We start from the raw sequence: 12,094 nt of genomic DNA, 5'->3' as shown, positions 1-12,094 counted from the left end.
TGCCCGCCATGCCTGTCAACACATCCACCCCGCCCTTCGACGAGGTCTGGGACGTGCTCGTCGTCGGTTTCGGCTTTGCCGGCGGCGCCTCGGCGATCGCCGCCTATGATGCCGGCGCGCGTGTGCTGCTGATCGAGAAGATGCCCGATCCCGGCGGCATCTCGATCTGCGCCGGCGGCGGCATTCGCACCATCGTCGAGCGCGCCGGCGCCCGCGCCTATCTGCGCGAGACGGTTGGCCCCGACGTGCCGGATGACGTGCTCGATGTGGTCGCTGCCGGCATGGCCGAGCTGGAGCCCTATTTCCGCGACCTCGCCACGGTGAACGGCGCGGAGATCGCCGTACACCGCCGCATTGCCAACTACCCGTTCACGGGCAACGACGCCTTCGGCACGGTGGAGGTGCTATCCATCCCCGGCTTCGATGCGCGTACTGAGTACCCGCAGGTGCGGGGCCGGCTGCGCGGGCCGAACGTGTTCAAGCTGGTGCACGACAATGTCCGGGCGCGCGGCATCGAGACACGCCTCAATACGGCCGCCGAACGGCTGATCCTCGGCGCCAACGGGGAAGTGCTTGGCGCCATCACCCGCACCAATGGCGAGGTGAAGCGCATCGGCACACGGCGCGGCGTCATCCTCGCCTCCGGCGGCTTCGAGGCCGCGCCCGATCTGCAGCGCAAATACTGGCAGATCCGCCCGGTGCTTCCGGTTGCCACGCGTGGAAATACCGGCGACGGCATCCGCATGGCGCAGGCCGCCGGCGCCGACCTTTGGCACATGTGGCACTTTCACGGCTCCTACGGCTTCCGCCACACCGACCCGGCCTATCCCTATGGCCTACGGGTCAAGAAACTGCCGGATTGGACGCCGCAGCTGCAGGAGCCGGACGTGCGCATGTCCTGGATCGTGCTGGATTGCCAGGGCCGGCGATTCATGAACGAGTACCAGCCCTATATCCAGGACACCGGCCATCGGCTGCTCGACCAGTACGACGCGCAGTCGCAGCGCTTCCCGCGCATCCCCGCCTTCCTTGTGGTGGATGAGGACGGACGCAAGCTCTACCCGCTCGGCCAGACCGTGATCAACGACCGCTCGGTCGAACCCTATGAGTGGAGCGACGATAATTTGAAGGAGGTCGGCAACGGCATCCTGAAGCGCGCCGACAGCGTCGAGGAACTCGCCGCGCTGATCGATGCCGATCCCGCCACGGTCGCGGCGAGCCTCGCGCGCTGGAATGCGGCGGTCGAGGTCGGCACGGACGGCGACCACAACCGTCCGGTCGGCTCGCTGTTCCCCGTGAAGAACCCGCCCTTCTATGTCGGCGAGCTGTGGCCGGTGGTCAGCAACACGCAAGGGGGCCCCGCGCATGACGCCCGCCAACGCGTGCTCAATGCGCATGGCGAGCCAATTCCCGGTCTCTACGAGGCCGGCGAGCTCGGCAGCATCTGGGGCTTTCTCTATCTCGGCGCCGGCAATCTCGCGGAATGCTTCGTCACCGGCCAGATCGCCGGCAAGGACGCCGCCGCACAGCAGCCCGCCGCCCTCCCTTCCGAACTCACAGCCGCCTGAGGTTTCCTATGACCAAGCAGATGGCGCTCGGCGCCTTCCTCTACCCCACCGGCCACCACGCCGCCGCTTGGCGCCACCCGGAGGCGCAGGCCGATGCCGGCATCAACTTCAAGCATTACGCCGAGGTCGCGCAGGCGGCCGAGGCCGCCAAGTTCGACATGCTGTTCCTGGCCGACAGCGCCGGAGCTCGCGGCGAGGACTGGGGCGCGCTGGCGCGCTTCTCCACCCATTATGTCGCGCAGTTCGAGCCGCTGACGCTGCTCGGCGCGCTGGCCGCCGTCACCGAGCGTATCGGCTTGGTCGCCACCGCCTCGACCACCTATAACGAGCCCTACACGCTGGCCCGCAAATTCGCCTCCATCGACCATATCAGCGGCGGGCGCGCCGGCTGGAACCTCGTAACCTCGGGCAATGAGGGCGAGGCCTATAATTTCGGCCGCGACCGCCATCCCCCGCACGATGAGCGCTACCGCCGCGCTACCGAGTTCCTCGCCGTCACCGAGGGGCTGTGGGACTCATGGGAGGACGACGCCTTCGTCCGCGACAAGGACAGCGGTGTCTTCTTCGATCCCGATAAGGTCTACAGCCTCGATCATCGCGGCGAGTATTTTGGCGTGCGTGGGCCGCTCAACATTCCGCGCTCGCCGCAGGGCTGGCCGGTGCTGGTGCAGGCCGGCTCGTCTGAGGCCGGCAAGGCTCTGGCCGGCGCCTCGGCCGAAGTCGTTTTCACCGCGCAGCAAACCCTTGCCGACGCGCAGGCGTTCTACCGCGACGTGAAGGCCCGCGCCGTCGCTGCGGGTCGCTCCCCCGACGACGTCAAGATCATGCCGGGCATCTTCCCGGTGGTCGGCCGCACCGAGGCGGAGGCACAGGCGAAGTTCGAGGAACTGCAGAACCTCATCCACCCGGACGTCGCGCTCTCCATCCTTGAGCATCGCCTCGGCATTCCGCTGCGCCATCTGCCGCTCGATGGCCCGCTGCCCACCGACATTCCAGTCACCAATGCCGCGCAGAGCCGGCAGGTGCTGCTGCTGGAACTCGCCCAGCGCGAGGGGCTGTCGATCCTGCAGCTCGGCCTGCGTGTCGCTGGCGCGCGCGGCCACTGGCAGGTAATCGGCACGCCGGAGCAGATCGTCGACAAGATGGAGGAGCGCTTCCTCAACGAGGGCGCCGACGGCTTCAACGTCATGCCGCCCTACCTGCCAGGCGGCCTCACCGACTTCATCGAGCTGGTGCTACCCGAACTGCGCCGGCGCGGCCTGTTCCGCACTGAGTACGAGGGCCGCACCCTGCGCGAGCATCTCGGGCTCAAGCGCCCGGCCCGTCACCACAAGCACACCAAGGCGATCGACGCCGCAGCCGAGCATACGGCTGCGAAAACGTCCGCCGCCGCCTGATCAATTGACCCTCGGAGACTGACATGACCCTCAATAAGAGAACCCTGCTTAAGGGCGCAGCCGCCGCGCTGCTGATCGCGGGCTCGCTCGCCACCTCGTTCGCCCCTGCCCGCGCCGACACGCTCCCCGAACGCTTCAAGGACCTCTACGAGGCCGCGAAGAAAGAGGGTTCGGTGGTGTTCTACACATCGTACCGGCAGGAAACGAGCACCCAGGTGCTGGAGTTCTGGCGCAAGAACTTCCCCGATGTGAAGCTCAACATCGTGCAGAAGCAGACGCTCGACTTGATCCCGACCATCGAGGCGGAAAAGGCGGCGGGGCGCACCAATCCGGACGTGGTGTTCATCAGCCAGCGCTTCATTCTCGACGACTGGAAGAAGCGTGGCTACCTCACGCCCTACAAGGTGCGCGACTTCGACAAGATCGGCGGCAATTACAAGGACGCCGACGGCACCTACCTCGCCACCGCCGCAACCCTGCTGTCCGCCGCCTACAACCCCAAGGCCTTCCCCGACAAATCGGTGCTGCCGAAGAAGATCGCCGACTTCCTCGACCCGAAGTGGAAGGGCAAGATCGTGTTCTCCGACCCGAAGTCGGCGGCCTCGCAGCTGACCTGGTTCCAGACCCTCCTGGCCCACAAGATCATCACCTGGGACACCATCAAGGGCTTCGCGAGCCAAGACTTCCTGTTCACGCGGGGCAATGCGGAATCGGTGCGCCTGCTGGTGGCCGGCGAGCGTGATCTGTCGCCGCTGATCTCCTCGCAGAACGTTATTACCGCCAAGGAGAAGGGCCAGAGCATCGAGGCCTATATCCTCGAGGATGGCGTGGTCACCAACGAGAACTATCTCGCCATCTTCAAGGGCGGCCCGAACCCCACGGCAGCCAAGCTGCTGGAAGAGGTGCTGACCAGCGCCGAGGGTCAGGAACTCGTCGCCAATGCCGGCTCCTACATCCCGACCCATCCCGACGCGAAGACGCCGGAAGGCCTGCCCAAGCTCGCCGACCTGAAGATCATCGTCGCGGACCAAGATATCGGCGGCGACGCCTCGACGAAGTTCCTCGAGCAGTTCGACGCGGTCTTCAACCGCCAGTGATTGGCCGCAGGCCCTTCCCGAACGGGAGGGGCCTTTCTCCCACCAGGTTAAGAACAAGATGAGCGCCAACTTTCCCCGCATCGACGCCGCCACCCTGCATGCCACCCTCTCCGGTGACACCGAGATCGCCCTGCTCGACGTGCGCGAGGAAGGCGTGTTCGCCAGCGCGCACATTCTGACCGCCTCGAACACCCCGATCTCCCGCTTCGAGCGCATCGTCCCGGCGCTGGTGCCGCGCCGCGCCACCCCGATAGTGCTGGTGGATGACGACGAGACGCTGGCCACCCGCGCCGCCGGCCTGCTTCGCGCGCATGGCTATGACGACGTGTCGATCCTGCACGGCGGCGTGCCAGCATGGAAGAGCGCCGGCTTCGAGCTGTTCGCCGGCGTCTATGTGCCGAGCAAGGCCTTCGCCGAGTTCGTCGAGGTGGAGTACGCGACCCCGCATATCGACGCGCACGAACTGCAGGCCCGCCGCGCCGCCGGCGAGGACATCGTGCTGCTCGATAGCCGGCCTTATGACGAGTACAACTGGATCACCATTCCCGGCGCCATCGATTGCCCCGGCGCCGAGCTGGTGCTGTGTGCCCGCGAGGTCATTCCGTCCGACGAGACGCTAGTGGTGGTGAATTGCGGCGGACGCACCCGCTCGATCATCGGCGCTCAGATATTGATCGACGCCAGCCTGCCCAACCGCGTGGTGTCACTCAAGGACGGCACACAGGGCTGGCATCTGGCGGGCCTGGACGTCGCGCGCGGCCAGGACCAGATCGCACCAAAGCCCTCTCCCAAGACCCATGACTGGGCACGCCATGCCGCCGAGGCCCTGGCCACGCGCCTCAACGTGCCGACCATCGGCGCGGCGACGCTGGCCCGCTTCGAGACTGAGCGCGACGACACCACGCTCTACCGCTTCGACGTGCGCGGCACCGACGAGTACCGTCATGGGCATCGCCCGGGCTTCCTCTCGGCGCCCGGCGGCCAGCTGGTGCAGGCCACCGACACCTATATCGCCATGCGCGCCGCGCGCATTGTGCTGGCCGACAGCGATGGCGTGCGGGCCCGCAGCACGGCGGCGTGGCTCGCGAGGCTCGGCTTCCCCAATGTCTATGTGCTCGACGAGAACGCCCCGGCGGGCCGCGTCGAGACCGGCGCCGCACCGGAGATCGTTCTCGGTCTTGATGGAGCCAGCGCCGAGACCGTCACCGCCGCCGAACTCTCCGCGCTTCTGGCGCAGGGCGACATCATTGTGGTGGACCTCGCCACCAGCCGGCAGTACCGCGCCGGCCACATTCCCGGCGCGTGGTTCTCCGTGCGCGGCCGGCTGGCGACGGATGCGTCGAAGCTCCCCGTCGCGCCGCTCTACGTCGTCACCTCGCCCGACGAGGTGATCGCACGCCTCGCGGTGGCCGAGCTGGCGCAGGCGACCGGTGCGGTGGTGAAGCTGCTGGCCGGCGGCACCGACGCCTGGAGCACGGCCGGCCTTCCGCTGGAGACCACGCCGGAGAACCTCGCCTCCCGAACCGATGACGTGCTGCTCAAATCCTTCGAGCGCCGCGAGGACCGCGAGGCGGCGATGCGGGAATATCTGCAGTGGGAACTCGACCTGGTCGAACAAGTGCGCCGCGACGGCACGTTGCAGTTCCGCCTCTGACATAAACAAGCATCGGTAGAGATATGAGTTCGCATCAGCAAAAGTCGCTTCACGGCAAGGTCGCCCTCGTCACCGGCTCGGCCCGTCGCATCGGCCGCGAAAGCGCGCTGCTGCTGGCGTCAGAGGGTGCCCATGTCGTGGTCCACGCCAAGACGTCCAGGGACGAAATCGAGGCGGTGGCCCACGAGATCCGCGCGGTCGGGGGCAGCGCCAGTACGGCGCTCGCCGACATCACCGATGAGTCGCAGGCGCAGGGCCTCGTCGACGAAATCGTCGCGGCCCATGGCCGTCTGGATATCCTCGTCAACAACGCCGCCATCCGGCGCGAGACGCCGTTCGCCGAGATCAGCCTGGCCGCATGGCGCGAGATCAATTCGGTGATCGTCGAGGGCGCCTTCCTCGTCACCCGTGCCGCGATCCCGCACATGGTTCGCCACGGCTTCGGCCGCATCGTCACCATTGGCGGCGTCAGTGCGCATTCCGGCGTGTTCCACCGCGTCCATGTCGCTACCGCCAAGGCGGCACTGGCCGGCTTCACCAAGGCGCTAGCGGTTGAGTTCGGCGAACATGGCATCACCGCCAACCTCGTCGTCCCGGGGCGCATCGGCGGCAACCGCTCGGCGACCTCGGGCGCCGGCGGCGCGTTCCCGGGCGGCGGTCATCTGCTGGTCGGGCACGAAGGCGAGCCGCGCAACGTCGCCGAGTTCGTGCGCATCCTCGCCCTGCCGGCCGGCAGCTTTACCAGCGGCCAGACCATCCATGTGAACGGCGGAATGTATCTGCCCTAGTCCTTTGATGCCGTCAGCCGACGGCCGGACCGTGCGCAGGGGAGCGCTTGCTGTGGGTGATTTAGGGATCGACGGGTGGGCGAGGTCTTCGACATCCCTTGGCGACCTCGCCGGGCTACCAGCGACCCCGGCCAGAGACTCCGGGGAAGCCCTTAGCGCTGGCTGGAACCTTGATGAGATCGTCGCGGCGCTGCGGCAATCGCGCGATGTCACCCACAATATCCGCCATCGCGGGCGCCTGCGCCCGCCGCCCTCCCGCGAGGCGATCACCGAGGCGCTGAAGGGCTTGGCTGCCGCGCTGTTTCCAGCGCATTATGGCCAATCCGGGCTGACCTCGGAGACGATCGATTACTTCGTCGGCGCCACGCTGAATACCGCGCTCACCACGCTCGCCGAGCAGGTAAAGTGTGAGTAAGCGCCGAAACGAGCCCCCGCCACAGATGGCTTCAACGCATTGAAATAGCTTCAGGAGTTCATTTCGACTGTGGTCACGATCGGCGCTGATCGGGACCCCAGTGATCTTCGAAATTTATCAATTGAATTAAAGGGTTAGGCCGTTTCCAACGAAGGTCCCGCTTCCGCGCTTATTCACAGCTATAGCGCGACGATCTTGATGAGACGAGCTCGCATCGTGATTGTCGCGCCGCAGACGGCTGAACACAAAGGGCCAGACGGTGGCGTCGCGCTCGAAAGCCGGGCGCGGCAAGGTCACCGCGCCGATTGTCCTGCTGGTGCCGCAGGTCAAGCTCCCGAAGCGGCTGGATCTCGCGCGGGAAGCGGACCGGGCGTTGGACAGTGTGCCGGGGTTGATTGTGGCGAACTGGCTTGAGACCCGGTTCTGAACGGTGTTGGTCGACATGTGGGCGGCGCTGGCATATATTGCCAACGACTGCATGGAGGCGCGCATGGTCACGCGAAACGTCGTTCTGACCGATACGCAATCTGACCTGGTCGACCGGCTGGTCGCATCGGGGCGCTACCAGAATGCCTCGGAGGCCCTGCGGGCGGGCCTGCGGCTGCTCGAACGCGAGGAAAGCGAACTGGGCGAGTTGCGTGCCCGGCTGCAATCCGGCTTTGAGGAGGCCCGCAAGGGGGATCTTGCCGAGGGTTCCGGCGAGGACGCCATTCGCCGCGCCTTTGCGACCGCGCGCGAAATGTCCTGATGCCGACACCGTGGCGGCTGACGCGGTCGGCGGAAGCCTCGCTCATCGACATTGCACAATGGACGGTCGAGACCTTCGGGCCACGACAGGCGGCGGCGTATGAGGAAGACCTCATCGCCGTGTGCCGCGACATCGCCGCAGGCATTGCCATATCGCAGGACTGCCGGCGGCTCATCGACCCGAACCTGCCCGAGGACCTGCGGTTCGCGCGCGCGGGCCAGCATTTCGTTATCTTCATTGAGGATGCCGCGCAGGTGATCATCATCGATTTCCTGCACGGCCGATCCGATATGCTGCGACGGCTGGCCAACCTGCCTTTCCCGAGAGGCGACAGGGATCACTGAAACCGGGTCGGTCCTGGAGAACCGGGATCATCATGCCAACCCTACGGGAAACCATCCACACGGCGCTGCACACACGACTTGCAGCGGCTGCCCGCCACCGTCCTGCGCGGCGGTCGCTACCCGGGCGCATCCCGGCCGATGGCCTGCGGATCCTGCGCGACGGCGAGGCACGAGGTCACGCTGTCGCCGCTGCGCTACCAATATCAGCACCAGGCCGAGATCGAGGCGGTCGTGCAGGGGACAGACCGTGACGCCGCCTTCGACACGCTGACTGTGAATAGGCGCCCAAGCGGGCCCCGCCACAGATGGCTTTTAATACGTCGAATTTTTTCGAGATCTCATGACGCCCAAGGTTCCGATCGGCGTTGGTTGGGACCCGGTTGGGTCGGTATTTTATTTATTAAATTAAGGAGTTAGGAGGTTTACAGCCGGGGTCCGAATTCCGCACTTATTCATCGTCAATCACATAGCGTCGTGCGCTGCTCACCTCGACCGAGCGCGAGGTGCCGCCGCTATTGCCCATCAAGGCGTTGAAAAGACCATCGCCACCTCCACTTCGGCATGCGCTCCCGCGCCGAACTCATGAGTCTGGCTCAATCGCTGCGGCTGATCGTGATTGTCGCGCTATAGTCATGCACTGATGCCGACCAGGCCGGCAGCTAAAAACAGATAAGAGGCAGGCCCCGTGGAGCCTGCCATTACGGGCCGCTCAGGCGGCAGCAGCCTTCGGGGCGCGACCGCGGGGCTTCGGGGCCGGCACGACTGGCTTCTTGCGCTGCTGACCCAAGCCCATCTTCTTGGCAAGGTTGGACCGCGCTTCGGCGTAGCTCGGTGCCACCATCGGATAGTCGTTGGGTAGACCCCATTTGGCGCGATAGTCCTCCGGCGTCAGGGCGTACTTGGTGCGCAAATGGCGCTTCAGCGACTTGAACTTGAGGCCGTCTTCCAAGCAGATGATGAAATCAGGCGTCACCGACTTCTTGATCGGCACGGCGGGCTTCTGCTCGATTTCAACGGGCGGGGCAACCGATAGCTGCCCAACAGAAAGCAAGGCGCTGTGCACGCTGGCAATTAGCGCGGGCAGCTCATTGGCGGGAACTGAGTTATTGCCGACAAAAGCAGAAACCACGCCAGCGGTGAGCTCCATGAGAGCGGCATTTGTATCAATATCTTCGGACATATATTTTCTCCAAAAACGGAGCATGTATTTAACATCATTGTGCAGAGAAGCAATATTAGCAAAAAATTATAACGCTCATTTGAGCTTGACCCCATGCCTTGAGTGATCCTCTTATGGATTAGGCCGCTCAGGGACCGTTTTAGAATGATCACGGATTGACGATACGTCGGGGTATGAGGCTTACGGGGGCGACGTGGATCATGGCCTCGGAGACATCGAGGCGCTGCTTGTAGTCGCGGACGAGGCGCTTCCAATGGGTCATCCAGCCGAAGGTGCGCTCAACCAGCCATCGCCTTGCCAGCACCTTGAAGCCGGGTTCCTTGTTGGTGCGGCGCACGATCTCAAGGACGAAGTCACGGTACCCGACAGCATCCATGAGGCGGGTGCGATCGTAGGCGCAATCAGCGAACGGGCGCTTGAGCCAGGGCCAGAGCTTGCGGATGGCCGCGACGATAGCCTGGGCGCCGGCGCTGTCGGAGATATCGGCGGCGGTTAGGTTGACCATGAGCAGCCACCCATCGGTATCGGCGGCAATGTGGCGCTTGCGGCCGACGACCTTCTTGCCGGCGTCAAAGCCCCCCTTTTCCGCCGTTGACGCCTTGATCGACTGGCTGTCGACCACTGCCGCGCTCGGGAACTGCTCCCGGCTTTTGCGATCGCGATCAAGCATCAGCGCGACATCGTGGATCGTTCGGAACAGTAGCCGCCGGACGACGCCGTCATAGGCAACCTCGAGTAAATGCGGGAACCGCCCCGGCCTCAAGAACCAGATCATTCGACGCCATCACGGGCTGGCCGTCCGTGCTGCATGTGCACCAATCGAAGGCTTTGCGGCCAAGAAGCCGGTTGGCAACGCGGATTGGTTCGATTGCGGAACTCAGGCTCATCATCGAGAAGCGCGGCGCCAGAAGGAAGCCAAAGCGCAAGGGTTCGTGATCCTTGTTGAGTAGCAAATCACTCTCCCGTGGCGCGCCAATGCCGATCGCCGCATTCGCGCACAGCCCATACCTGCCAGTCCAGCGACAGCGTTAGCGGCGCCATCGAAAGCGGCGGGGTTTGCGGATATGACGCGGGCAAGAAGATCAAAGGGCGCAAGCGCGACCTCATCACCGATACGCTCGCTTCCTGATCTTCGTGCGGGTCCACCGGGCCAATATTCAGGATCGAGATGGCGGCCACGGTCGTCGGACCATCGAGATCGTCAAACGCTCCGACACGGCCAAGGGCTTCGTCGCCCTGCCCCGCCGCTGGTTGGTTGAGCGGACATTTGCATGGCTCGGCCGCTGCCACCGCCTTCGCTCACATCGCCAGCATCCGCATGCTCACACGCCGCATCGCAAGACATTGCAAACCCCTGTGAATTTTTGAATCCGGCTCTTTGAACAACCTCGCCATGCAATGTAGGGCCGCGCTGCCGCCCAAGTAAATCACACTGACAGGGGACAACGCCGACGACGCGCGCCGCACTCACACCGAACCGCACCCAGGCCTAGCGGTGCGTCAAATCCGCCGCAACCGCCGCCAACACCCGAACACGAAGATCCACTGACAGAGCTTTTGACATGCCTGCCGGCCTCCAGCCCGAGCCAGTTCAAACCGATTTGGGAATCTCAAGTCGATTCAGTCAAGTCGAAACGTGCTCCAATTAGTAGATATCTCCAATACATGCGCAACTCGTGTACTTTATTCGCATAGGCGCCTCATCGGTTTCGGAATGGTTGGAGAATGTTCGATTTGCCTAGATCATTTCCGACATATTGACTGTTTGCGAAAAAGATGAAGCAGGGCATTATATGATATATGGTTCTCAGAGGGACAGATAAATACGAATATAAATCATTGGAATTTATCTCATTTACCCACAAATCGTTATCCTGATTAATTTGCGACAAGACAATCGCTAAGCTTCGCATTGCCAGGGCGCGGTAAGTGGCGTTCTCGTCCAGGGTCGCGGCCGCAAGGGACGCCTTTGCCAGCTCGACCGTAGGCCAGAGCGGTCGAGAGGCCGAGGTCACATTACCCCAGGCGTCGATAGAGTTCGGGATGGTCTGGGTCAGTCCTGCCGAAGGAATGCCGGCTGCCTCGAGGCCGAAGTTGAAAAGGCGCCATGCCAAGTGGAGCGCGCGTTTCGAGCCGGTTTTCGTGGCATAGATGAAGAGAAGCCAGGCCCATTCAAAATGATGGCCAATCTCCCTCTTCCGCCTTTCGGGCGCGAGGGCCTCCCATCGCGGACCAAACCACTCATCGATCGCACCCTGTTCGTCCACGAGGCGCGCCGCCAGATCGACGATCCGTTCGGCGCGCCCAAGCCATCCACCGTCCGGATCGACAGCGGCAAGCATTTGGTAGGCTTCGAACAGGTGCATCTGGGGGTATTGCAGGCGAAAGTGGCCGGCCCCCGCAGGATCGAGATAGCCTCCCAGGGGGTCGAACCAGTCCCCGTCGAGACGCGCCGCGATCTCTTCGGCAACCGCAAGCACTTCCGTCCTGCCGGTCGCCGCGGCGTACCCGCCAAGCGCCAGAAGGACAAAGGCGATATCATAGAGATCGCCGCGCGGATCGCTGACACGCCCGTCCCTGTCCACGCGATGCGCAAAATGCCCTGAAGGCAAACGACAGGTGTCGAGGAGAAAGGCGAGCCCATGCTCGGCGCCACGCAGCGTTTTCGGCGAAGCGTCGAACTGATAGGCCATGCTGAACGTGTAAACGAGCCGTCCGGTCACCATGGTGGTGTGTTCGCCCGGCAGGATTTGCCATGGCTCAGTCGCGTGGATTTCCTCCACATATCCGCGAAGTCCCGGCCGGCAGCTGCGCTCGACCCAGCGAGGAATGAACCGGTCCTTCAGCCATGCCGAAAGATCCACGGGTTGCGCAGAAGCGAAAGGGACGGTCATCGGGCGGCT

General features: G+C 64.2%; 12 protein-coding genes and 2 pseudogenes. 10 read left to right on the top strand and 4 right to left on the bottom strand.

Annotated elements, in window-relative coordinates; all coding sequences use genetic code 11:
- Positions 1 to 8 precede the first annotated feature (8 nt).
- The 9 genes from EV667_RS20705 (at position 9) to EV667_RS20665 (ending at position 8,011) form a co-directional block, all read left to right on the top strand.
- A complete protein-coding gene (locus EV667_RS20705) occupies positions 9 to 1,568 on the top strand; it encodes an FAD-dependent oxidoreductase (protein ID WP_131837223.1) in 1,560 nt (519 codons plus the stop codon).
- A gap of 8 nt (positions 1,569 to 1,576) precedes the next feature.
- Positions 1,577 to 2,965 (top strand): LLM class flavin-dependent oxidoreductase, encoded by a 1,389-nt coding sequence (locus EV667_RS20700; RefSeq protein WP_131837222.1) that lies wholly within the window; start codon positions 1,577 to 1,579, stop codon positions 2,963 to 2,965.
- 23 nt (positions 2,966 to 2,988) lie between these two features.
- The gene (locus EV667_RS20695) at positions 2,989 to 4,062 is read left to right on the top strand and encodes an ABC transporter substrate-binding protein (RefSeq protein ID WP_131837221.1); all 1,074 of its coding nucleotides are present in this window, start codon (positions 2,989 to 2,991) and stop codon (positions 4,060 to 4,062) included.
- A 58-nt stretch (positions 4,063 to 4,120) separates the two neighbouring features.
- On the top strand, positions 4,121 to 5,716 hold the full coding sequence (locus EV667_RS20690; protein ID WP_131837220.1) for a rhodanese-like domain-containing protein: 1,596 nt from the start codon (positions 4,121 to 4,123) through the stop codon (positions 5,714 to 5,716).
- Positions 5,717 to 5,739: 23 nt separating this feature from the next.
- Positions 5,740 to 6,504, top strand: coding sequence for an SDR family NAD(P)-dependent oxidoreductase (locus EV667_RS20685; RefSeq protein WP_131837219.1), 765 nt, complete (start codon positions 5,740 to 5,742; stop codon positions 6,502 to 6,504).
- A gap of 7 nt (positions 6,505 to 6,511) precedes the next feature.
- The gene (locus EV667_RS22755; protein WP_207907832.1) at positions 6,512 to 6,919 is read left to right on the top strand and encodes a hypothetical protein; all 408 of its coding nucleotides are present in this window, start codon (positions 6,512 to 6,514) and stop codon (positions 6,917 to 6,919) included.
- A gap of 259 nt (positions 6,920 to 7,178) precedes the next feature.
- The gene (locus EV667_RS20675; protein ID WP_207907831.1) at positions 7,179 to 7,346 is read left to right on the top strand and encodes a DUF6441 family protein; all 168 of its coding nucleotides are present in this window, start codon (positions 7,179 to 7,181) and stop codon (positions 7,344 to 7,346) included.
- A 63-nt stretch (positions 7,347 to 7,409) separates the two neighbouring features.
- Positions 7,410 to 7,667, top strand: a complete 258-nt coding sequence (locus tag EV667_RS20670; RefSeq protein ID WP_131837320.1) for a type II toxin-antitoxin system ParD family antitoxin — start codon at positions 7,410 to 7,412, stop codon at positions 7,665 to 7,667.
- Positions 7,667 to 8,011 (top strand): type II toxin-antitoxin system RelE/ParE family toxin, encoded by a 345-nt coding sequence (locus EV667_RS20665; protein ID WP_131837218.1) that lies wholly within the window; start codon positions 7,667 to 7,669, stop codon positions 8,009 to 8,011. Before EV667_RS20670 ends, EV667_RS20665 begins: the two co-directional genes overlap by 1 nt.
- Positions 8,012 to 8,720: 709 nt before the next feature.
- Here EV667_RS20665 and EV667_RS20655 read toward each other — a convergent pair.
- The 3 genes and pseudogenes from EV667_RS20655 to EV667_RS20645 form a co-directional block, all read right to left on the bottom strand.
- On the bottom strand, positions 8,721 to 9,191 hold the full coding sequence (locus tag EV667_RS20655) for a Ros/MucR family transcriptional regulator (RefSeq protein WP_131837217.1): 471 nt from the start codon (positions 9,189 to 9,191) through the stop codon (positions 8,721 to 8,723).
- Between the two features lie 148 nt (positions 9,192 to 9,339).
- Positions 9,340 to 9,960: pseudogene (locus EV667_RS20650) on the bottom strand (IS5 family transposase); the annotation flags it as partial.
- Complete coding sequence (locus EV667_RS20645; protein WP_245516310.1) at positions 9,911 to 10,144, bottom strand: type 1 glutamine amidotransferase family protein; 234 nt, start codon at positions 10,142 to 10,144, stop codon at positions 9,911 to 9,913. The pseudogene EV667_RS20650 and the gene EV667_RS20645, both read right to left, overlap by 50 nt.
- A gap of 89 nt (positions 10,145 to 10,233) precedes the next feature.
- Between EV667_RS20645 and EV667_RS20640 the strand changes: the two are divergent.
- A pseudogene (locus tag EV667_RS20640) lies at positions 10,234 to 10,551 on the top strand (transposase); the annotation flags it as partial.
- A 340-nt stretch (positions 10,552 to 10,891) separates the two neighbouring features.
- Here EV667_RS20640 and EV667_RS20635 read toward each other — a convergent pair.
- Positions 10,892 to 12,085 (bottom strand): AGE family epimerase/isomerase, encoded by a 1,194-nt coding sequence (locus EV667_RS20635; RefSeq protein WP_131837216.1) that lies wholly within the window; start codon positions 12,083 to 12,085, stop codon positions 10,892 to 10,894.
- Positions 12,086 to 12,094: the final 9 nt, after the last annotated feature.

Origin of the sequence: Ancylobacter aquaticus, assembly GCF_004339465.1 — a bacterium.
Taxonomy (GTDB): domain Bacteria; phylum Pseudomonadota; class Alphaproteobacteria; order Rhizobiales; family Xanthobacteraceae; genus Ancylobacter; species Ancylobacter aquaticus.
The sequence above is the reverse complement of the archived record's forward strand: the minus strand, read 5'-3'. Positions and strand labels throughout refer to the sequence as shown.